The organism is Corynebacterium sp. MSK044 (assembly GCF_030232825.1).
Classification (GTDB): Bacteria; Actinomycetota; Actinomycetes; order Mycobacteriales; family Mycobacteriaceae; genus Corynebacterium.
Window position 1 is genome coordinate 227,508 of record NZ_JASPJJ010000002.1, and the last position, 21,132, is coordinate 248,639.

The following is a 21,132-nucleotide window of genomic DNA, read 5'->3' on the forward strand; positions in this document are numbered from 1 at the left end:
CGTTAAAACGTTGGCTAGGGCAAAACTTAACGCGCATCACCTTACCCGCTTTGCCCGTAATGCTTGTGCGCGCCTACTGCCCAGCCCCATCACCCCGCACCATTCGGCGCAGGCGTTCGGCGTATTCACTGATGCGTTTTTCCGCGCCGTGGCCACTGGGGGTGTAGTAGCGGGCGTCATCCAAACCTTCGGGGATGTAGCGTTGCTGCACCACACCGCGCGGATCATCGTGGGGGTAGATGTAGCCAACCGCGTTGCCCGCGGCCTTCGCCCCCTCATAATGTCCATCGCGCAAGTGCGGTGGGACAGTACCGGCGTGACCTTTGCGGATATCCGCCAGCGCGACATCAATTGCTGTGTACACGGAATTGGATTTCGGCGCGGTAGCAAGGTGAATGGTGGCTTGCGCCAGGGGTAGGCGTCCTTCCGGCATACCGATAAACTGCACGGCGTTCGCCGCTGCCGTGGCCACCTGCAGTGCCGTAGGATCAGCCATGCCGATGTCCTCCGACGCGTGGATGACCAAACGTCGGGCAATGAAGCGCGGGTCCTCCCCCGCCTCAATCATGCGGGCAAGGTAGTGCAACGCTGCGTCTACGTCAGAGCCGCGAATGGACTTGATGTAGGCAGAGATCACGTCATAGTGCTGGTCCCCATCGCGGTCATAGCGCACAACAGCACGGTCCACGCTGCGCTCAATCACCTCGGTGGTGATACGGCCATCCTCTGCGCCTTCGGCCGCAGCCTCCAAGTAAGTCAGCGCCCGGCGGGCATCGCCGCCGGCGAGGAGGACGAGTTGGTCCCGTGCCGCGTCGTCAAGCAACACTGCCCCTTTGAGCCCTCGCTCATCCGTGACTGCGCGCTCAAGCACTGTGGCAATGTCTGCGTCGGACAGCGATTCCAGGCGCAACAGCAACGAACGTGAGAGCAACGGCGCGACCACGCTAAACGACGGGTTCTCCGTCGTGGCCGCAACGAGCAGAACCGTGCGATTCTCCACCGCGGCGAGCAACGCATCCTGCTGAGTTTTAGAAAAGCGGTGGACCTCATCGATGAACAACACCGTGTGCTGGCCACGCACGAGATCACGGCGCGCAGCGTCCAAGACCTCACGGACCTGCTTGACGCCGGAGGACAATGCGGACAAGCCTACGAAATTCTGCCCCATTGCCTGCGCGATGAGCGAAGCAATCGTTGTCTTACCAGTTCCCGGCGGGCCGTACAGAATTACCGACGCATCGCCGGAACCTTCCACCAAACGGCGTAGCGGACGGCCCGGGCCTAGCAAATGCTGCTGGCCGACGAGCTCATCCAGATTGCGCGGCCGCATCCGCGCAGCCAAGGGCGCGGTGGCCCCAGCTTCAAAGAACGCGACACCACGCGGGGCGGATGATGTTGAGTCCGCCGCATCCGCCGGATCCGAGAAAAGCCCGCCTTGTGTCACACCAAACGCTCCGCAACTGACGTGGCAAAAGAGGCAATCTCTGCGTATGTGGGCTCCGTGCCCGTTGCGGCATAACGTGCCAGAGCATCGAAAGTGCCCGCGACATCACGGCGGATAGCTATCTCTTCCGGAGTGAAATCTTGGCGTGCAGAAGAACGCAGAATCTTCGCGCCCAGCTCAACATCCTCCTCGCGGATCTGCGGGTCGAACATGTCCGTGTGCTCCCCGGAGGGTGAGTCCACGTCCACTGCCCAGCCGCCCTTGCCGTAGCGGGTACCTGACAACGTGTCATCGCCGTCCACGTAGAGGATGGACACGCTGAAAAACGCCCACCCAATGAGTGATGCGGTGATGCGTGCTTGCAGAGTGTCCTCGTTGTTCACCGAAGGCCACGCGCCGCCAACTTCAGCTGCCCAGGCCTCTACGAAAACCTTTGCCTCATCATCGCTCAGCGCCCGCGAAGAAATGTACTGCGGGAAACCAGCAATGACGCCAGCGACATCGAACATAACGTCACGGAAACCCGCCCACTCATAGTCCAGGAACTGCGTGCGGTCCGCGAAAAGAATATTGTCCGGCGACAGATCAAAAGGCGTGAATGCCCGTGACCCGCCGTGCAACATGCGTACCTGCACCGTATCCGCGATGGAAGCGACGTTCTCAGGCACATCAACACCGGCGCGACGCACAATCTCCAGGCCCTCAAGAATGCGATTTTCTAGCAGCCCTTCACGCATCAGCTGCACGTCACGCGCGCCGTCAATGTTCTTCACCATGCGCGCCAGCAGAATATTAAAGCTCGTTTCCGCTCCCGCTGTGCCCGCATGCATTTTGCCTAACGACGTCCCCAGGTTCCGCAACAACCTCACCCGCTGTTCCTCATCCGAGGTTTCCAGCAGCGTGGCCAACGTGTCGCCGTTACCGGAATCAGACAAAATGATCGCGCGCTTGTCCAGGTCATAGCCGAGCATGACCGGCCCTGGGCGGACCTCCTCACTCAGCGAGGTAGTGAACTGGTAGGCCACCACTTCACGCACAAAAGCAGCATCATCAATCGGATCACCCGTGCGTGGCGAGTACTTCACCACCACGGAGCGATGCGACAAAAACGGGTTATTAGCCACACGCAAACGCAACACAGTCGTGCTGCCGGTGCCGGAGAGTTCCTCCGGTTCCGTCAGTAGCTGCTGCCCGCCGTAGCGATGATTCAACATCCCCTCAGCAAGCTCAATGATCTGCTCGTGATTCAACATACGTTTGTGCCGCCAACCAGCATGATGCTGCTACGTGCTGTTAGGCCTGTTCTGCCTTCTTAGCTTCCGGCTTGAAGTCCACACCGGTCTCCTTGCGCTGCGCTGCCGGGATCGGGCCCGGAGCATCCGTCAGCGGATCAACACCCCCACCGGACTTGGGGAAGGCGATGACGTCACGGATGGACTCAAAACCACCGAGCAGGGAGACAATACGATCCCAGCCGAAGGCGATACCGCCGTGAGGCGGTGCACCGAAGGAGAATGCGTCGAGCAGGAAGCCGAACTTCTCCTGCGCTTCTTCCTCGTTGATGCCCATGACATCAAACACGCGCTTCTGCACATCCTGGTTGTGGATACGGATAGAACCACCACCGATCTCATTGCCGTTGCAGACAATGTCGTAGGCATAAGCAAGCGCTTCACCCGGTTCCTTGTCAAAGGTGTCCAGGTACTCCGGCTTCGGGGAGGTAAAAGCGTGGTGCACAGCAGTCCACTGGGAGTGCCCCAGTGCCACATCACCAGAAGCAGATGCATCAGCCGCCGACTCAAACAGTGGCGCATCGACGACCCAGGTAAATGCCCAGTCGCCTTCCTTGATCAGACCAAGCTTGTTAGCAATTTCACCGCGGGCAGCACCCAGCAGTGCACGGGACGCCTTCGTCTCACCAGCAGCGAAGAAGATGCAGTCCCCCGGCTTCGCGCCAACGTGCGCTGCGATACCAGCCTTCTCCTCATCCGTGATGTTCTTTGCCACTGGGCCAGCCAGCTCGCCGTCCTCCTGCACGAGGATGTAGGCCAAGCCCTTAGCGCCACGCTGCTTTGCCCACTCCTGCCATGCGTCCAGCTGACGGCGTGGCTGGGAAGCACCGCCTTCCATGACCACAGCGCCGACGTATTCGTTCTGGAAGACGCGGAAGGTGGTGTTCTTGAAGAACTCGGTGCAGTCCACCAACTCAATATCAAAACGCAGATCCGGCTTGTCGGAGCCGTACTTCTCCATCGCTTCCTTGTAGGTCATGCGCGGAATCGGCGTAGTGATCTCGTAGCCGATGAGCTTCCACAGCTCCACCAAGATCTCTTCTGCCAGAGCGATGATGTCATCCTGGTCCACAAAACTGGCCTCAATATCCAGCTGGGTGAACTCCGGCTGACGGTCCGCACGGAAATCCTCATCGCGGTAGCAACGCGCGATCTGGAAGTAACGCTCCATGCCAGCCACCATGAGCAGCTGCTTGAACAGCTGCGGGGACTGTGGCAGTGCGTACCAAGAGCCCGGGCGCAGGCGTGCCGGCACCAGGAAGTCACGCGCACCTTCCGGAGTGGAACGCGTCAACGTCGGCGTTTCAATCTCCACAAAGTCGTGCTTAGCCAGCACATCACGGGCAGCCTTGTTTGCGGAGGAACGCAGGCGCAGAGCGTTGGCCTGGCGCTCGCGACGCAGATCGAGGTAACGGTAACGCAGACGGGTTTCCTCGCCTACCTCGTTGTTGGAGAAGTCCTCCACCTGGAACGGCAGTGGTGCTGCCGTGGACAGAACCTCAAGCTCGGTCGCGTTGACCTCAATCTCACCGGAAGCCAGGTTCGGGTTAGCAGAACCCTCCGGGCGTGGCTCCACAACACCGGTGACCTTCACGCAGTACTCACTGCGTAGATCATGCGCTGCTTCCGCCACGTCAGATTCACGGAAAACTACCTGGGCATAGCCAGAACGATCACGCAGATCGATGAAGATCACTCCGCCGTGGTCGCGGCGGCGGCCAACCCATCCGGTGAGAGTGACGGTTTGACCATCCATTTCTTTGCGGAGATCCCCCGCGAGGTGAGTGCGCAGCACGGTGCAGTCCACGTCCTTCCACGTGTTCTTAAATAATGTTTAACTCACGCGATTCTACCGAATGCCTATTTGAACATCAGACCACCTCCACATTCACAGCACTTCCCACGGAAGCACCTGAACATATGGCATGATTTGGCCATGACTTTCAAAAGTGGTGTGCGACCATCCGGCAGAGGCGTAAGCACGTCAGGCGGCTCGCGTAGAGGTGGCGGCAGTATGCCCGTCATGTTGGGTGGTGGCGGTCTGGGTACGCTGCTCCTCGTCGGCTTGTTTGTCCTCCTCGGTGGTGACATTGGCAGCCTCGATGGTGGCGCCCCCCAGCAGGAGCAGAACCAGGTGGCCCCTGAGGGCTTTGACCTCACGCAGTGTGACGTTGATGGTGCCGTCAATGAAATCCCGGAATGCCGTGCGGCAGCCACCGCCGACTCCCTTAACGCTTTGTGGCCGGCCATCCTGGCTGAGCAGGCCGGTCTAGATTACGGCATGCCCAATTTGCGGATGTTCCAGAGCAATGTCCAAACCGGCTGTGGCTTTGCCTCCTCCGACACGGGGCCGTTCTACTGCCCGCGTGATCAAACGGTGTACCTGGACGTGACCTTCTACCATCAGCTGGAAAGGCTCGGCGGTAGTGATGGCTCCCTGTCGCAGATGTACGTGCTGGCTCACGAGTGGGGCCACCACATTCAAAACATCGAGGGCACGTTGGGCCTGAGCGATTACAACAACCCGGGCGAGGATTCCGCAGCGGTGGCAATTGAGCTGCAGGCTGACTGCTACGCCGGCATCTGGGCGTCCCGCGCCGATAAGGGCGCAGACGCGATGCTTGAGCCAATCACCGAAGATCAGGTCATGCAGGCAGTCCAAACGGCACGTGCGATTGGTGATGACCATATTCAGGAGCGCTCTGGCCGCCAGGTCAACCCGGATGCCTGGACCCACGGTTCTTCTGAGCAGCGCCAGCAAGCTTTCCTAGCCGGCTATTCCTCTGGCCAAATGAAGGCATGCGACACCCTCAACCGTGGCGTCTACCAATAAGCACGAGGTGTGACACCGATGACAGAGGCCTATTCCAACCGGGCAGTTCCATTTCTCGCTGCGTTCAATGACATTGAGTCTTTTCTGCGCAGCGAGCTCAACGCAAAGAAGTCCGATAGCTTCAACTGGATGGTGTCCAAGGCTGAGAAGAACCATGTTCTTACTCCAGCCCAGGCGAATGATCTGAAAGAATTCGCCAGCCTCCGCAATGCGATCAGCCACGGCGAGTATCAAAATTTCCGCCCCATTGCTGAACCTTTGCCGGAAACGGTGGCGGAGATCGAGCACATCCGCGACCAGTTGCTCCACCCGCCAACGGCGATGGATGTGATTGGTCACCAGGATGTGATCACCTTTGGGCCAGAAGATGACGTGTACGAAGCGTTGAGCTCTATCCGCGACACCGGCATCTCCCAGTTCCCTATCTACGAGGGCAAGCAGTGCATTGGCGTGTTAACCACCAACACCATTGCCCGGTGGTTGGCCAATGAGCTGGGCGACACTGACACGCTCACTCACAGGGATATCCGTCACGTGCTCACGTTCAATGAACGTAAGGATCAAGCGGTGTTTCTTCCCCGTGATGCTTCAGCGGCCAAAGTCATCGCTGCCCTGACCTCACCGGCAGCGCATAACACCTTGCCACGCTTGGTGATCATTACGGAGCATGGCCACAACAACCAGCAGCCGCTTGGCGTGATCACACCATCGAATCTGGCCGCGCTTTTCGACGCGGTGTAGGGCCCCGCCTACTCCCCCAGTTCCTGCCCCAGCGGCAAAGCGAGAATCAAGCGTACGAGGAAGAGCGCTACCGCCGGGATGAGGAAGAACACCAGCGGGATAGACAGCGCCACGGGGAGTTTCACGGTGACAACAACCGCTGCCACAAGAACAGCTACCGCAGCCACGGTGTATCCGAGATACCGGAACGTGCACTGCACCGCCGTACCGGCAGTCTGCGCCAAAGCCTGATCCGATTCAATCTCCTTTGTTTCGGCATCGCTGCTCTGAAGCGATGCCAAGGCGAAGAACCACACACTAATCCCGGCGATGATGAAGGCGCCGGCGAGTGCTAACCCTTGGGTGACGATGAGAGCGACTCCTGTCACTCCAGCTTGGAAAACCACGAATTGTTGGTACGCCAAAAGAGCAATCGCAGCAAGAAGGCCCAGCCAGTAGATGGTGGCGTTCTTCCACTCCACGGTGAGTTGGCGGATGAAGGCCAACCCGTAACGGGACCCCTTGCCTTGCACCATGTCCCCCACCACAACGTTGGCAGCACGCATTGCCGCCCCACCGGTGATGACGGGCAGTGAGGCGACCATCAACAACATGTTCACGATGACAATGTCGGCGAACAGGTTGAAGGCGGCCATGAACTTCGAGTCCGGGTGAAAGGCCTGCATGGTTAAACCGTTGGATTAGCCCTTCACGGCACCAGCAGCCACACCTTCGATGATGTGCTTCTGGGCAGCCACGTAGAAGATGATGATTGGCGTGATGGCAAGCACCAGCATGGCCATCATAGCACCCAGATCACGGTCACCCTGGGAGCCGATGAACTGCTGGATGACAACGGGGATGGTGCGGTACGGCGTGGACAAACCAATGACCAAGTACGGCAGCAGGTAGTCATTCCAGATCCACATGGCGTTCAAAATAGCCACGGTGATCGCCGTTGGCTTCAACATCGGCATGACCACGCGGAAGAACGTGGACAGCGGCGAGCAGCCGTCGATAACCGCTGCTTCCTCGATTTCCAGCGGGATGGATTTGATGAAGCCGGAGAACATGAACACCGACAGACCTGCGCCGAAGCCCAGGTACAGAACCACCATGCCCAGCGGGTTGGCCAAGCCCAGACGGTCAGCGATGACCACTGTGGGGAACATGACCATCTGGAATGGAATGACCATGGAGAACACGAAGGTGTAGTACAAAGCATTCGTCCACCACGTCTTCACACGGGTGATGTAGTACGCGGTCATGGCGGAGAAGAACACGATGACAACAACCGAGCTGATCGTGATCACAAACGACCACACGATAGCCCAGCCAAAACCTTCACCTTGAACACCGGTGATGTAATTGGTCAGCCCCGCCCACAGCTCACCGACGGGTAGAGCAAAAGGATTCGTCGAAATGGCAAAACGATCCTTAAACGAGTTGAGCAGGATGAAGAAGATCGGGCCCAAAAACACGACGGTGAGGAAGATCAGCACCGCGTAGATCAGCCCCTTGGCGCCACTGGACACCGTTGATTCATCCGCAACAGCGTTCTTGGTCGGCTCAGCTGCTTTCGCACTGTTGGGGGTAGAGATACTGGTTGTCATGATTTAAGCCTCCACTTCGCGGCTGCGCGTCGCGCGGAGCTGGAACATGGCGATGGCAACAACGACCACGACGAAAATGACCGCCTTGGCCTGGCCGACGCCTTCAGCGCCCACTCGGTTGAACATGGTTTTGACGATGTTGAGGGCGACCATCTCTGTCGACCCACCAGGTGCGCCATCGGTGAGCGCCAAGTTTTGGTCATAGACCTTGAACGTGTTGGACAAGGTGAGGAAGAGGCAGATCGTGATAGACGGCATCATGAGCGGAATAGTTACGTGCCACAGCTGCTGCCACTTGGACACACCATCAATCTCCGCGGCCTCAATGAGCTCCGGCGGAACGTTTTGCAGTCCGGCGATGTAAATGATCATCATGTAGCCGATCAACTGCCAGTTCATCAGAATGATCAGACCGGCATAGCCAAAGCGCCAGTCCGCAGAGATCGTTGTCTCATAATTGGCCAGCACCGCGTTGATCATGGACTGCCAGGTGTAGCCCAGCACGATGCCACCAATTAGGTTGGGCATGAAAAACACGGTGCGGAAGAAGTTGGTGCCGCGCAGTTTGCGGGTCAACGTCCACGCCACAGCAAAGGCGATGACGTTGACAGTGATGATGGACACCACCGCCACGGCCACCGTGAACAACAGCGCGGAGACGAAGCCTTCGCGCTCGCTGAACACCCGCGCGTAGTTGTCTAGGCCAACCCAGGTGGCATCCGTAATCGTGGTAAAGCTCGTGAAAGAAAGAGCTGTGCCCACGAGGAACGGAACAAAGAACGCGATGGCAAACGCGATCAGAGTTGGCAGCACAAAAATGGGAAAGAATTTTTTCAATGTGTCTTGCATGATGTGACCTCTCGCTTAGTCCCGTTGTGCCTAATCCAGCAGTGCAATCTGGTTAGCCATCTCATACTTCCAATCCGTTTGAAGCCTGCTCACCACATCCTCCCACGGCATTCTGCCGTTGGCGTACTGGGCGAGGTTCTGGCCAAACAGGTCACGGAACTGCTGGTTTGGGGAGAACTGGAAGTCCCACGGCAGAGCCTCCACGGAGTCGCTGCTAAGCGCTTCCTGGACTTGACGCGCCAGCGGATCATCCGGCACATCCTCCTCGTTGTAATTCTTGAACGGCGCGATGAAGCCCAAGTCGTTGACCACGATCTCCTTGCCACGATCGGACAGGAAGAGCCACGCGAGGAAGTCGCGGGTCGCTTGCTGGTCTTCCTCACTCGCCTTGGCATTCACGCTGAAGAAGTTTTCCGTACCCACGTTGATGCCTACGTTTTCCTCATTGGGCAGCCCCATGTACATGGGCATGAACTTGATCTTGTCCTCCTTGACCACGTTGCCACCCTCGCTGGAGATTTGGCTCCACGCCCAGTTACCGTTCTGCACCATCGCCGCCTTGCCGGTGGCGAATTCCGCCATGGAATCAGACACAGCACGAGCTGATGCAAGACTCGGCTTCACCGTGGAGTTCTGCAGGTAAAGGTCAAACAGATTCCGGTAGTTATCGCCGTAGAGGAACTCCATTTCCTCCATATCCGCGAATTCCTGGATGTCGCGGTCAACGATCTCGTAGTGAATCGGGCCGTTCATCAAGTGGTTTGTCCACCGCCACTCCTCACCCGCGCCGAGTGAGGTTGCGGCAAACGCGCCGTTGATACCCAGCTCCTCCTTGTGTGCCTGCATGTCCTCCGCGAGGACCTTCAGGTCGTTGAAGGACTTCACACCATCCATGGAGGTGATCTTCGCGCCCGGAAGGGCGAAGTAGGCGTCTAGAATTTCCTCGTTGTAGAGAATGCCAAAGCCCTCCATAGCAAAGGGCACGCCCACAACCTTGCCCTGCGGATCCTTGATCGGCTGCGCATCCTCCTGCAGAGCCTCCGTGATCTCAAAATCAGACATATCGGCGAGGTAGTTCTTCCACACGCCGTAGCCTTCCTGCCCATTGATCTGGAACAGGGTTGGCGCATTGGACTTAGCCATCTCCGCCTTGAGTGTCTGCATGTAGGAACCAGAAGCGGCGGTAACCACCTTCACCGGAACACCGGTTTCCTCGGTGTACTCCTGAGCAATGAGCTCAAACGTTTTCGCTTGCTCAGGCTTGAAATTCAGGTAGTACACGCTCGGGCCATTGTTCTGCCCACATGCGGAAAGACATAACGTACTCAACCCGATCGTGGCTAAAACAGCCACTGTGCGCGTGGAGTGTTTCATCGCATGAACCTCGCTCTTCGTAGGAATTCTTCTCATGTTTCTGTTCTTCATTTTTAAGAACTATCGGGCGCTAACCCGTCTGGGTCGTCTGGACTATCTGGATCATCCGGTATATCCGAATCATCAGGGCTCAACGCACTATAAATCCGAGCCTCATCGGGACGTTCCGGCAAAATAGTGCGGAAGTAAGACTCGGCGGCTTCCTCCAAAGGGACGTAGCGCTGTTCGTTTTCGGAGATGAACCAGCGGTGGTCCAAGATCTCGTGGAAGACCTGCGCGGGTTCTAGCTTGGTGCGCAACGGTGCTGGGGTGAGCGCCACCACTGGCTCATACCTGTTCACCAGCCAGTCCAGTGCCACGTCTTCCAAAGACAGCGTGTCGCCGTGGTGTAACGCACGGTAGACCTCCATCTCACTGAGCAGGCGCTGCGCTTGGCGGTCCTGTACATCAAGGCCTGTGAGCTTTTTCAGCTTGCGGCTGTGGAAGCCAGTGGAAAACACCGATGGCTCGATGCTCACCCGGTACACATCAACGGTGTTGCCGTCAGCGTCCCGCCGCGTCTGCTCATGGGTGATTTCTGTTTCCCCGATATCAAAACCAAGGGAGTTGATCTTTTCAATGTGCTCGGCGATCTGGCTGAACGCATCGCCTTCCACCACGAGCTCTTTTGTCATGAGCTCCCACAGCTCGTGGTAGATCGCATCCACCGCGTTGCCCAGGGCAATCACGTCAACTGTGTCGGCGATGAACCCACCTGCTTGAAGGTCCATCAGTTCGCCGATGATGTTGACGCGGGCCACCTCGACGTCGTAAAGCCTGCGCCCTTCAGACAATGGGGAATGGAACTCCCCTGTCTCCGCATCCACGAGGTACGCCGAAAATTCGTCCGCATCCCGGCGGAAAAGCGTGTTGGACAAGGACACATCGCCCCAATAGAAGTTGAGCAGATGCAGCCGCACCAACAACATGGCCAGTGCGCGAATGAGTTTGTTCACCGTGCCCGGCGCGAGCGATCGACTGAACACATCACGGTAAGGCAAGGAGAACTCAAGGTGCTCGGTGACCAGGCACGGCGTGAGCTCTTCAGCGCGGGAATCGTTCGTGCGCTGCGCGATCACAGCAACTGGTTTCACACACGGAATATCCAAGTCTCGCAGCTTTTTCAACGTACGGTACTCGTGGTACGCCACCGATTCGCCGATCTCCTTGATGGCTAACGCCATGCCATCGATGGAGACCAAGCGGACGGTGTGACGTGAAATACCCCGCGGGTAGGCGGCGAGGAGCTCATCAGGCCAGTCCGCGAGCGGGATTGCCCAGGGCAGGCCTAACAGCACTTTGGCGTAGGCCGGGGACTGGACGCTCATTCTCTCGGACACGGCAGTTCTTTCGTGGCGTTCGGACCCGGCTACTAAATACGTTTGCCGGTTGACTTGGAAAAGGCGTGCAGGCCACCTTCATTGATGGTCACGTGGATGATGTCACCCTTGCTGAAACCAGACATCGGTGCAACGCGCACCACAATCTGGCCGGCCGCAGCATCATCCGTGCCCTCCTCACGCCACTGCCCGCCTACCAGGCTGCCGTAGACATAAGAATCAGAGCCAAGCTCTTCGGTGAAGTCCACCTGCACTGGCACGGTGTGCTGCGTACTGGAATCCACCACGGTGAGTGCCTCTGGGCGGAAGCCGAGGATGATCTGGTTGTTGTCCTCTGGGGTCATTGCCGCAAGGTGTTCTTCTGCCAGTGGAATCGATGCCTCACCCAGGGTAGCCAGGTTGCCCTCCACGTTGAAGGTGGACAGGTTCATCGCCGGGGAGCCAATGAAGCCTGCCACAAAGACATTTTCCGGCTCTTCATACAGCTCACGTGGGGTGCCCACCTGCTGCAGCACACCAAAGTTCAGCACAGCAATGCGGTCACCCATCGTCAGCGCCTCCGTCTGATCGTGCGTGACATAGATCGTGGTCACACCCATGCGGCGCTGCAGGCTGGCAATCTGCGTACGCGTTTGCACACGCAGCTTCGCATCCAGGTTGGATAGAGGCTCATCCATGAGGAAGACCTGTGGCTCACGCACAATGGCACGGCCCATGGCCACGCGCTGACGCTGACCACCAGACAGTGCCTTTGGCTTGCGGTCCAGGTACTGCGTCAGATCCAGCGTCTTCGCCGCGTCCTCGACGCGACGGTTGATCTCATCCTTGTCCATTCCGGCGATCTTCAGAGCAAAGCCCATGTTCTCGCGCACGGTCATGTGCGGGTACAAAGCGTAGTTCTGGAAGACCATCGCAATATCGCGGTCCTTGGGGGATACATCCGTGACATCACGGTCCCCGATGAAAATGCGGCCCTCATTCGTCTCCTCCAAGCCCGCGAGCATGCGCAGTGCGGTGGATTTGCCGGAGCCCGACGGCCCAACGAGGACAAGGAACTCACCGTCAGCGATATCAAGCTCAAGCTTATCGACGCTCGCTGTCGTCGCCTTTGGATAAATCCTCGTCGCCTTGTCGTAGGTCACAGTTGCCATATGTATCTCCTCTAGTGGGTGGCACGAACCCGTCCGTATTTTGTGGTTCAAACCTATGTTCCAGACTAACACCGTCAGCGCTTCATCCGGTGTGCTCCGGTGAACTAATTGTTCTCTTCCCGTTACGCGCTACCCTCTTTGGCATGGCATCGCATCGAGTGAGCGTCATTGACCTCTTCAGCATCGGCATCGGGCCATCTTCTTCCCACACCGTGGGCCCGATGCGCGCTAGTGCTGCTTTTGTGGAGAAGCTCGGTGAGCTGCCCGCGGAAGTTCATGTGGAATTGCGCGGCTCCCTCGCCGCCACTGGCGTTGGCCATGGCACTGATCGTGCCGTCCTGCTGGGGCTTGTCGGCTATACCCCACTGACCACTGATCAGACCGTGGAACCCGTGCCCGGCGACCCCATCCCTGCCAAGGGCACCATCAGCGGCCCGGACGGCACCATCGACTACGAGCTCACCTTCAACCCGAAGCCTGTTGCAGAGCACCCCAACTGCCTCATCTTCGATGCATGGGATGCACGAGGCACCCGCCTGGCCAGCCGAACTGAGTACTACTCCGTCGGCGGCGGTTTCATCATGGACCGCGCCGCCATGCAGGAAGCAGCTGGTGAAGGCGCTAGCTCCGGCATTGCCGCCGCGACTGCGGTTGCGGAGGCAGAAGAGAAACAAACTCACTCGCAGCCCGATGAGCTCCATGCTTTCAATTCCTCCGCGGATCTACTCGACGTGTGCGACCGCACAGGCCTCACTATCGCCGAGGTCATCGCCCACAATGAGACCATCACCCACGGAGAAACCGAATACACCGCCCACTTGGATGGCGTGTGGTCTGCCATGCAGGAGTGCGTGAAAAACGGCATCTCCACCGAAGGCACCCTGCCAGGTGGATTGAACGTCCGACGCCGCGCACCTCGCATGTACGCACTCCTGACCAGTGAGCAAAAACGCCACAACTCCGAAGGCCTTGACGCTATGGAGTGGGTCAACCTCTACGCTTTGGCCGTCAATGAGGAAAACGCTGCCCACGGCCGCGTTGTCACCGCCCCCACTAATGGTGCTGCCGGCATCATCCCCTCCGTCATGCACTACTGCCGCGATTTCACCGCTGACTTCTCCCCTGCCCGTGCCCGCGAGTTCCTCCTCACCGCCGGCGCTATTGGCGCCATCATCAAAACCAACGCATCCATCTCCGGTGCGGAGGTCGGCTGCCAGGGTGAAGTCGGCTCCGCCTCAGCCATGGCCGCCGCCGGCATGTGCGCCATCCTCGGTGGCAACCCAGCTCAGGTAGAAAACGCCGCTGAGATCGCCCTGGAGCACAATCTTGGCCTTACCTGCGATCCCGTCGGCGGCCTTGTCCAAGTCCCCTGCATCGAACGCAATGCCATCGGCGCTGTCAAAAGCATCAACGCGGCGCGCCTAGCCAAATGGGGCGACGGCACCAACATCGTCACGCTTGACGACGCAATCGAGACCATGGCCGCCACCGGCCGCGACATGATGACCAAGTACAAGGAAACATCCGTCGGCGGCCTTGCGGTACAGCTGGGATTCCCGGTAAGTATTACTGAGTGCTGACAAATTAACTTCAGCCACGCACATATCTGCTTTGGAGGCTTACGATGGGGCCAAAGGAAACCGAAATTGCTGAGCAGCGAGCACAGAGCATGAGCGAAACTCAACAGAATGAAAGACAGGATCGAACGCATCCAGTCATGAAGGCTCTAGACGTAGCTATCTCGAAAGCAGATAGCACCGCTGCCCGACGGATTGAAAAGCTCCGTGCCAAGAACCCGAACATTGATAAGCGTGAGCTCGTAGCCCAGCTAGAACGGGATTTTCGCCAAAGCCTTACTGTCACTGGTATCGCCAGTGGCGCTACAAGCGCGGTTCCGGGAGTAAGCACTCTAGCTGGTTTGGCCGCAGTAACCGGGGACATAGCGTGGTATTTCACAAGCGCCACCCGTTACATCATCTCACTCGCCAATTTGTACGATCTTGACTTCGATGACATCGAGCGACAACGAGCGCTGGTCATGATCGCTTTACTTGGGGAAAGTGCTACGGGAATCGCAACCCGAGCAGCAGCAACCTCCGGGAAACATTTGGGCACACAAGCCGTCGCGCAGATTCCCATGCACACCGTCCGAGCTATCAACAAAAAACTCGGCCCGTACTTTATTACAAAATTCAGCCAACGCGGTGTCATCCAACTCGTCAAAATGTTCCCCTTTGGGATTGGTGCTGTTATTGGCGGAGCTGGGAATTACGCCATCGCGCACGCCACAATCCTCAGTGTTCGCAAGGTATTCAAGGAGTTTGAATAACAGCTTCCAGCGGATGAGCTTAGGGTCTACAGAAACTGTTTGATTTCTTCTCTCGCTCTACCAAATCGTTCATCAATAATAGAGATGCTGAAGGCATCGGCCCCATGCGCTGAAGCTCGTATTGTGGCCCGTGAAAATGCCTCGCTCAACTCTCCCAACCAGGTGGGATCCAGCTTTACGCCGAAAAGATCTAGGACATCCGTATCCATGAAATGAGTCAACGCCAAGCGTCCCTCACCATCCAGAGCAAGCTCATGTTCCGAACCGTGGTCGATCGGTGTCGGGTTCACATCGAAAGCTGGGGAAAGCACCCATGCCCCTTCCTTCCGTAGAAAACCATGGTTACGAAGATGATCGTCCACGTTGCCGATCAATGTTCCGAAAACCGCTCGGCGCCACAATTCCTTTGTGTCCGCACCATGGGTATGGGCCCACTCCACGAGGTCCACCCAGTCCCCACCAGAACCATCACGCGCTTCCAGCGCAGTCATTGCTGACATATAAGGAATACGCACATTGGTGGTGGTCCTATCAAAGCGTCGAAGGAAAAGCACTGTCCGGTCTTCCCCCGCAACGGTAAAGGACTTGGTTTCGTGGGGCGCAACCTGAATACCGGCCTGCTCCATGAGATCCAGAGTCGCTGCCTCCCAAGCAATCACGTTCCAATCATCACCAACAGGTTTTGGGAACTTGGCGAGCCACAGCGAACCCCCACGATCCACATTCGCTTTTGGCCGGGCACCACCCAAGGAACCCGTTGCGCGGAACAAACGGCGAATCTGACGATCACTAATATCCATCTCTCCGCGTTGCACTTGGTCTGCAGTACGAATGACCTCGGAGAGCTCATGTTCACCTGGAACGCCTTCGCCATCCGCAACGGCAATCCCTTCACTCCAAAACCGCGTTGCTCCCTGCCTACCGTTGTCATTCACGCCTAGCAGCAAAGAGATCTCATCGAGCTGGCGTCCGGCCGCCCGATTAAGAACTTTTCGCCCCCATGTATCCGGAGCCGAATCACTGAAAGGATTAGCCGGGAAGACGGATTGAGGCCCACCGAAAAGCGGCAAAGACGGCGCAAGTGCAAAAGCATCCGAGCGCTCAAGGTACGAGTCCGCGTACGCGAAAGCAGCTGATGCCCTCGTACGGTAAATATGCCCCGCAAGGACATCTACGCCGCCCAGCACAGTCGTTACAGCAATCTTGTCACCTGCCATCGCCCCTCCTTAATCCTCAAACTTCGCCACGCGCACCCGTTCCGGGAGCTGCTCCATCGCGCGCAGGCGTCCGACATCTGTCTCGTACGGATCCGTGGCAGTGACCACGTACTCGAGCATCCCCAACACATGCAGCACGGACAGCGTTGCATCAAGTCCAGCGCCCTGCCCGTTTTCAAGGTTTCTCAAAGTGGTTTCAGAAATGCGAGAACGCTCGGCGACCATCTTCATGGTCAAACCGAGCAGCTTGCGTTGGTTCCGAATGTTCTCCCCAATCGTGCGCATTCCACGACGGATCGGTGTTGGCGTGTATCTCACATGATCTACTTTAGCGATAGTTTCTTGCGGGACAAACCTCTTAACCCGTAGATTTCTAGGGGTTACTTCGACCATTCTACCTCTCCCCCCCTAAGGGACAGCGCACTCTCCCCGCGTACTTCGGTGTAAAATTTTACATTGCTCCGGTAACTATCAAATAGTAGAAATTTTCTACCTGGGGATTCATCCGAGCCAATTTTTCGCAGTGTAAATTTTTACACAGCCCGGCGAAGGAAAGTGGCCAAGGACAATACTCGCCCCCTTCCTCCCCTAAGGGACCTCCTCCCCTAAGGGACCTTCTTCCTTTAAGGGACCTTCTTCTCTCTTCCTTCCTTAAAGGACAAAGTCCGCTTAAGGAAGGAAGATCGCGTCGATGATCGCGCCGGCATCAAGCACGGCGGTCTTCTGGGAGTGGTCCTCGAGGTTCTTCACGGTGACTTCGCCGGCTTCGAGCTCGCGGTCACCGAGGACGAGTGCGGTGTGTGCACCGGAGCGGTCCGCACCCTTCATCGCACCCTTGAGGCCACGGCCACCGTAGGCCATGTCGGCAGAGATGCCGTTGGCGCGGAGTTCGTCGATAAGCAAGGCCATCTTCTTGGTGGCTTCTGCGCCGATGGCGACGCCGTAGACCTGCACACGCTGATCCACGCCGTCGAGCGTGACACCTTCAGCTTCGAGCGCGAGAATTGAACGGTCAACGCCGAGACCGAAGCCGATGCCGGACAGATCCTGGCCGCCGATCTGAGCCATGAGACCGTCGTAGCGGCCACCGCCGCCGATGCCGGATTGGGCTCCGAGGCCGTCGTGGACAAATTCGAAGCAGGTCTTGGTGTAGTAATCCAGGCCACGCACCATGCGCGGGTTGATCACGTACTTAATGCCCAGTTCATCAAGGGAACCGGTGACGGTTTCGAAGTGCTCACGACAATCGTCGTCGAGGTGGTCGAGCATGAGTGGCGCATCGGCGGTCATCTCCTGGACCTCCGGGCGCTTGTCATCCAGCACGCGCAGCGGGTTGATCTGCGCGCGGTGGCGGGTCTCCTCATCCAGGGGCAGGTCAAGCAGGAAGTCTTGCAGCTTCTGGCGGTAGGCCGGACGGCAGTTACGGTCTCCCAAGCTGGTCAGCTCAAGGCGGAAGCCTGTCAGGCCGATGGCGCGGTAGCAGCGGTCGGCCAGCGCGATAACCTCGACATCCAGAAGCGGATCGTCCACGCCGATCGCTTCCACACCGACCTGCTGAAGCTGGCGGTAACGGCCAGCCTGCGGGCGCTCGTAGCGGAAGAACGGGCCGTAGTAGTTAAGCTTGACCGGCAGCTGGCCACGGTCCAAGTTATGTTCGATGACCGCACGCATGACACCGGCAGTACCCTCCGGGCGCAGGGTTACCGAGCGGTCACCACGGTCGGCGAAGGTGTACATCTCCTTCGACACCACATCGGTGGACTCACCCACACCGCGAGCGAACAGCGTTGTGTCCTCAAACACCGGCAGCTCAATGTGCTGGTAGCCGGCCAGATGTGCTTGCTTCACAAACTCCGAACGCACCGCATGGAACGTCGCTGAAGCCGGGGGCACATAATCCGGCACGCCTTTCGGCGCGGAGAGGGGCTGAAACTTTTCGCTCTTTTCGGTGGTCACGTTGGCGATCTTAGCGCCCCTGCCCCGCCACCTTGAGATATGGGTTGGTCGCGCGCTCCCGCGCCACGGTGGTCATGGGGCCATGTCCGGGCAAGACAGTCAGTTTGTCGTCCAAGTCCCACACAGGCCCAGCTAGCGTGCGGTCCATGGCTGCGGGGTCCGACAACGGCAGATCAGTACGCCCGATCGAACCAGCAAACAGTACGTCACCGGCAAACACCACGTCCTCATCTTCCGCGATGAACAGCACGCAGCCCGGCGAATGCCCCGGCGCATGCACCGTGCGGAAGCCAAGACCAGCAAACTCCATGCTTCCGATCTCAACGTGGCGGAGATCCTCCGGCTGCTTCATCGCATCAACCTCAAAGATCTGTCCAAAGTTCCCCGGTGCACCCCACTTAGGGTCCAGCATCACTTCATCGTTCGGGTGGATGTACACCGGCACACCGAACTCCGCGCAATCTCGCGTGTGGTCAATGTGCCCATGCGTGAGCACCACGGCCACAAGATCAGCGCCCGCCTTATCGACGACCTCCCGCACCGGGCCCGCCATATCCTTACCCGGATCAATGACAAAGGCTTCCGGCCGGCCATTGGCACCAGGCTTGCCTACAACGACGTAGGTATTGGTCTGGAAGGGGCCGCCGGCGAGTCCCTGGATCTGCATTTAGCTCTCCAGTGCCTTCTTCGCTGCCTCGTAGTCCGGCTCATTGGCGATCTCCGGAACGAGCTCGGTGTGCACAATCTTGTGGTCTGCATCGGTCACAACAACGGAACGCGCCAGCAGACCCTTGATCGGGGAGCCCTGCAAGATCACCCCGTAGTCCTCACCAAAGGTGGAACGGAAAGCAGATGCACTGACGACGTTCTCAATACCTTCAGCTGCACAGAAGCGCTGCTGCGCGAAGGGCAGATCCTTAGACACGCACAGCACAACAGTGTCCTCGAAGTTGGCTGCGAGTTCATTGAAAGCGCGGACAGACTGAGCGCACACAGCGGTGTCCAGGGACGGGAAGATGTTGAGCACAATCTTCTTACCTGCGAAGTCCTTGTCCGTCAGCGTGCCCATGTCACCGCCAACGAGCTCGAAAGCTGGCAGAGCCTCCCCTACTGCGGGCAGCTCACCAGAGGTTGTAGTCGGTTCATTTTTAAAAGTTACGGTAGCCATGCCTCCCTAGCGTAGAGATTCCTCGCAACCGGTGCAGGCGCCCGCGCAGATTCACCACCTTTATGCTGATACTGTTTATCTGCATCAGGCCCGGCCAACTCGACCGTGGCCACACATGAACCGAACAATCCACAAGTGGAGGTCCGTCAAAGTGACGAACAACGCCCAGCGCGGCAAAGACGCACTGAAAGAACTTGACCGCGAGCTCAAGGCCCGCGACCGCAAGGAGAAGAGCAAGCCGTGGTCTGTCGCCGCACTTGCCGTCCTGGTGCTGGCACTCGTCGGTGGCGGCATCTACTTCGCTGCAACGTGGGATTCGGATGAGGAGATCACTGCTGAGGAATCCAGCGAGCAGTCCACTGATCCGTCCGAGGACATCACTCCCGTAGCCCTGTCCAAGAAGCGCTCCACCCCGCTGGCAGAGACGGTCACCTGCACCTACACCAAGGATGACCGCGACGAGTTCTTCAAGGGCCTGCCCAAGCAGGAGAACGTCTCCACCACCGGCACCGTCGATGTTGAGTTTGATACCTCCGCCGGCCCGATTGGACTCACCCTGGATCGTTCTGTCTCCCCCTGCACGGTGAATGCCATTGAGTACTTGGTGCAGGAGAAGTACTACGACGACACCATCTGCCACCGCCTGACATCCGGCGGTATCAACGTCCTTCAGTGCGGTGACCCTTCCGGCACTGGCGCTGGCGGCCCTGGCTTCCAGTTCGCCGACGAGTACCCGGTTGATGATGACGCAGAGAACACCAACGCGTCCGTTATCTACGAGCGCGGCACCGTCGCCATGGCCAACTCTGGCCCGGACACCAACGGCTCCCAGTTCTTCCTCAACTACGGTGAATCCCCGCTGGCACCCGCCTACACCTACTTCGGCACCATTAGCGAGGAAGGCCTGGCCACCCTGGACAAGATCGCTGAAGCTGGTATCGCCGAGGACGGCCAGTCCCCAATGGGTAGCGGCGATGGCGCCCCGAAGGAAGAAGTGAAGATCAAGAAGGCAACGATCGCCTAGTCCCTTCACCCCCACATCCCCGACACCGCCATGTGAGTTCCCTCACACGTGGCGGTGTTCTTTATGTGACCCTCTCAGGATAAACACTAGAAACCCACTAATAACCCCAAATAAATAAGCACGATTTAAGAATCCTGTGCAATCCCTGGCACACAGCTTTTTCTAGGCCTTGCAACACCTCGTTACCACTTGTAGAGTAGCCAACGTCATCAATGAATTGCAGTCACTGAAAGGGCTACGCATGAAGATCCGTAAGAGCCTCCTCGCCGCAGCAACCGCTGCTGTCGTTTCCGCCTCCGGCGTTGTTGCCGCACCGGCATTCGCTGAGGAGAACGCCGGTACCAACCAGACCGCCGGCACCAACCAGACCGGCGAAGACAACAAGGGCGGTCAGGACAACAAGGGCAGCGGCCAGGGAAGCAGCAGCAAGGACGAGAACGAGAACGAGAAGTCCTCTGCTTCTGACTTCATGAAGGAGCTTTTCTACAACGAAAAGGGTCAGCTCGATCCGAAGCTCATCACCGCTTGGATCGCCGTCTTCACCGCTATCCTGGGTCTGATCGCTAACGTGATCACCTTCGCTCAGAAGAACTTCAAGTAAGACTGATGTTGAGCGTCTAGCTCTACACAAGGTTCATAGAATCCGTCTTGGCTACATGCCGGGGCGGATTTTTTGATGCCCGAATCCGTGACGCCTTTGGGTTAAGGGGGGTGTTCCTATATAGGTTGTCAACTCCGTGGGTGAGGTTGTTGGGGGTATGAAGGGCTTCTGCTTCGCCGTGT

20 protein-coding genes are annotated in these 21,132 nt (G+C 58.1%); 6 read left to right on the top strand and 14 right to left on the bottom strand.

The genetic code is table 11. The features are described from left to right. Window positions 1–73: 73 nt before the first annotated feature. From QP994_RS02635 to aspS, 3 genes are read right to left on the bottom strand one after another with little or no spacing between them, the layout of a single operon-like run. Window positions 74–1,444, bottom strand: a complete 1,371-nt coding sequence (locus QP994_RS02635; protein WP_284865272.1) for a replication-associated recombination protein A — start codon at window positions 1,442–1,444, stop codon at window positions 74–76. Continuing rightward, the gene (locus QP994_RS02640) at window positions 1,441–2,697 is read right to left on the bottom strand and encodes a phosphotransferase family protein (protein WP_284865273.1); all 1,257 of its coding nucleotides are present in this window, start codon (window positions 2,695–2,697) and stop codon (window positions 1,441–1,443) included. Before QP994_RS02640 ends, QP994_RS02635 begins: the two co-directional genes overlap by 4 nt. Window positions 2,698–2,737: 40 nt before the next feature. Continuing rightward, on the bottom strand, window positions 2,738–4,531 hold the full coding sequence (gene aspS, locus QP994_RS02645; protein ID WP_284865300.1) for an aspartate--tRNA ligase: 1,794 nt from the start codon (window positions 4,529–4,531) through the stop codon (window positions 2,738–2,740). A gap of 141 nt (window positions 4,532–4,672) precedes the next feature. Between aspS and ypfJ the strand changes: the two genes are divergently transcribed. After that, complete coding sequence (ypfJ, locus tag QP994_RS02650; protein WP_284865274.1) at window positions 4,673–5,569, top strand: KPN_02809 family neutral zinc metallopeptidase; 897 nt, start codon at window positions 4,673–4,675, stop codon at window positions 5,567–5,569. A gap of 18 nt (window positions 5,570–5,587) precedes the next feature. Next, on the top strand, window positions 5,588–6,310 hold the full coding sequence (locus QP994_RS02655) for a CBS domain-containing protein (protein ID WP_284855644.1): 723 nt from the start codon (window positions 5,588–5,590) through the stop codon (window positions 6,308–6,310). Window positions 6,311–6,318: 8 nt separating this feature from the next. On the opposite strand, the gene QP994_RS02660 is transcribed toward QP994_RS02655, so the two are convergent. Genes QP994_RS02660 through QP994_RS02685 form a run of 6 tightly spaced genes read right to left on the bottom strand, consistent with a single transcriptional unit; the run spans window position 6,319 to window position 12,655 of the window. Further along, on the bottom strand, window positions 6,319–6,975 hold the full coding sequence (locus QP994_RS02660; RefSeq protein ID WP_284865275.1) for a MusI family membrane protein: 657 nt from the start codon (window positions 6,973–6,975) through the stop codon (window positions 6,319–6,321). A 15-nt stretch (window positions 6,976–6,990) separates the two neighbouring features. Then, complete coding sequence (locus QP994_RS02665) at window positions 6,991–7,902, bottom strand: carbohydrate ABC transporter permease (protein WP_284855646.1); 912 nt, start codon at window positions 7,900–7,902, stop codon at window positions 6,991–6,993. A gap of 3 nt (window positions 7,903–7,905) precedes the next feature. After that, window positions 7,906–8,751, bottom strand: a complete 846-nt coding sequence (locus QP994_RS02670; protein WP_284855647.1) for a carbohydrate ABC transporter permease — start codon at window positions 8,749–8,751, stop codon at window positions 7,906–7,908. A gap of 30 nt (window positions 8,752–8,781) precedes the next feature. After that, window positions 8,782–10,125: an ABC transporter substrate-binding protein gene (locus tag QP994_RS02675; protein WP_284865276.1), complete on the bottom strand. Its 1,344-nt coding sequence runs from the start codon at window positions 10,123–10,125 to the stop codon at window positions 8,782–8,784. Between the two features lie 53 nt (window positions 10,126–10,178). Next, entirely contained in the window at window positions 10,179–11,504 is a 1,326-nt protein-coding gene (locus tag QP994_RS02680; protein WP_284865277.1) for a DUF4032 domain-containing protein, read from the bottom strand. A gap of 32 nt (window positions 11,505–11,536) precedes the next feature. Then, complete coding sequence (locus QP994_RS02685; RefSeq protein ID WP_284865278.1) at window positions 11,537–12,655, bottom strand: ABC transporter ATP-binding protein; 1,119 nt, start codon at window positions 12,653–12,655, stop codon at window positions 11,537–11,539. Window positions 12,656–12,798: 143 nt separating this feature from the next. On the opposite strand from QP994_RS02685, the gene QP994_RS02690 reads away from it, so the two are divergent. Both QP994_RS02690 and QP994_RS02695 read left to right on the top strand, forming a co-directional pair. Further along, window positions 12,799–14,235, top strand: a complete 1,437-nt coding sequence (locus QP994_RS02690) for an L-serine ammonia-lyase (protein ID WP_284865279.1) — start codon at window positions 12,799–12,801, stop codon at window positions 14,233–14,235. A gap of 44 nt (window positions 14,236–14,279) precedes the next feature. Continuing rightward, window positions 14,280–14,984: a hypothetical protein gene (locus QP994_RS02695; RefSeq protein WP_284865280.1), complete on the top strand. Its 705-nt coding sequence runs from the start codon at window positions 14,280–14,282 to the stop codon at window positions 14,982–14,984. Window positions 14,985–15,010: 26 nt separating this feature from the next. On the opposite strand, the gene QP994_RS02700 is transcribed toward QP994_RS02695, so the two are convergent. The 5 genes from QP994_RS02700 to tpx form a co-directional block, all read right to left on the bottom strand. After that, window positions 15,011–16,201, bottom strand: a complete 1,191-nt coding sequence (locus tag QP994_RS02700) for a type II toxin-antitoxin system HipA family toxin (RefSeq protein WP_284865281.1) — start codon at window positions 16,199–16,201, stop codon at window positions 15,011–15,013. A 9-nt stretch (window positions 16,202–16,210) separates the two neighbouring features. Then, on the bottom strand, window positions 16,211–16,519 hold the full coding sequence (locus QP994_RS02705; RefSeq protein ID WP_284865282.1) for a helix-turn-helix domain-containing protein: 309 nt from the start codon (window positions 16,517–16,519) through the stop codon (window positions 16,211–16,213). A gap of 351 nt (window positions 16,520–16,870) precedes the next feature. After that, window positions 16,871–18,157 (bottom strand): histidine--tRNA ligase, encoded by a 1,287-nt coding sequence (hisS, locus tag QP994_RS02710; protein WP_284865283.1) that lies wholly within the window; start codon window positions 18,155–18,157, stop codon window positions 16,871–16,873. Between the two features lie 10 nt (window positions 18,158–18,167). After that, window positions 18,168–18,824 carry an MBL fold metallo-hydrolase gene (locus QP994_RS02715; RefSeq protein ID WP_284865284.1) on the bottom strand — a complete coding sequence of 219 codons (657 nt, stop codon included), beginning with the start codon at window positions 18,822–18,824 and terminating at the stop codon, window positions 18,168–18,170. Then, window positions 18,825–19,325, bottom strand: coding sequence for a thiol peroxidase (gene tpx / locus QP994_RS02720; protein ID WP_284865285.1), 501 nt, complete (start codon window positions 19,323–19,325; stop codon window positions 18,825–18,827). It lies immediately after the preceding gene. A 115-nt stretch (window positions 19,326–19,440) separates the two neighbouring features. Here tpx and QP994_RS02725 point away from each other — a divergent pair, with 115 nt between their 5' ends. Then, complete coding sequence (locus QP994_RS02725) at window positions 19,441–20,349, top strand: peptidylprolyl isomerase (RefSeq protein ID WP_284865286.1); 909 nt, start codon at window positions 19,441–19,443, stop codon at window positions 20,347–20,349. Between the two features lie 241 nt (window positions 20,350–20,590). Continuing rightward, window positions 20,591–20,950: a hypothetical protein gene (locus tag QP994_RS02730; protein WP_284865287.1), complete on the top strand. Its 360-nt coding sequence runs from the start codon at window positions 20,591–20,593 to the stop codon at window positions 20,948–20,950. The last annotated feature ends 182 nt before the right edge of the window (window positions 20,951–21,132 follow it).

Excerpts from the sequence above, each read along its gene's own strand:
- QP994_RS02640 (WP_284865273.1), bottom strand. The coding sequence starts at position 2,697 with ATGTTGAATCACGAGCAGATCATTGAGCTTGCTGAGGGGATGTTGAAT.
- ypfJ (WP_284865274.1), top strand. The coding sequence starts at position 4,673 with ATGACTTTCAAAAGTGGTGTGCGACCATCCGGCAGAGGCGTAAGCACG.
- QP994_RS02655 (WP_284855644.1), top strand. The coding sequence starts at position 5,588 with ATGACAGAGGCCTATTCCAACCGGGCAGTTCCATTTCTCGCTGCGTTC.
- QP994_RS02660 (WP_284865275.1), bottom strand. The coding sequence starts at position 6,975 with ATGCAGGCCTTTCACCCGGACTCGAAGTTCATGGCCGCCTTCAACCTG.
- QP994_RS02665 (WP_284855646.1), bottom strand. The coding sequence starts at position 7,902 with ATGACAACCAGTATCTCTACCCCCAACAGTGCGAAAGCAGCTGAGCCG.
- QP994_RS02670 (WP_284855647.1), bottom strand. The coding sequence starts at position 8,751 with ATGCAAGACACATTGAAAAAATTCTTTCCCATTTTTGTGCTGCCAACT.
- QP994_RS02675 (WP_284865276.1), bottom strand. The coding sequence starts at position 10,125 with ATGAAACACTCCACGCGCACAGTGGCTGTTTTAGCCACGATCGGGTTG.
- QP994_RS02685 (WP_284865278.1), bottom strand. The coding sequence starts at position 12,655 with ATGGCAACTGTGACCTACGACAAGGCGACGAGGATTTATCCAAAGGCG.
- QP994_RS02690 (WP_284865279.1), top strand. The coding sequence starts at position 12,799 with ATGGCATCGCATCGAGTGAGCGTCATTGACCTCTTCAGCATCGGCATC.
- QP994_RS02695 (WP_284865280.1), top strand. The coding sequence starts at position 14,280 with ATGGGGCCAAAGGAAACCGAAATTGCTGAGCAGCGAGCACAGAGCATG.
- QP994_RS02700 (WP_284865281.1), bottom strand. The coding sequence starts at position 16,201 with ATGGCAGGTGACAAGATTGCTGTAACGACTGTGCTGGGCGGCGTAGAT.
- QP994_RS02715 (WP_284865284.1), bottom strand. The coding sequence starts at position 18,824 with ATGCAGATCCAGGGACTCGCCGGCGGCCCCTTCCAGACCAATACCTAC.
- tpx (WP_284865285.1), bottom strand. The coding sequence starts at position 19,325 with ATGGCTACCGTAACTTTTAAAAATGAACCGACTACAACCTCTGGTGAG.
- QP994_RS02725 (WP_284865286.1), top strand. The coding sequence starts at position 19,441 with ATGAACCGAACAATCCACAAGTGGAGGTCCGTCAAAGTGACGAACAAC.
- QP994_RS02730 (WP_284865287.1), top strand. The coding sequence starts at position 20,591 with ATGAAGATCCGTAAGAGCCTCCTCGCCGCAGCAACCGCTGCTGTCGTT.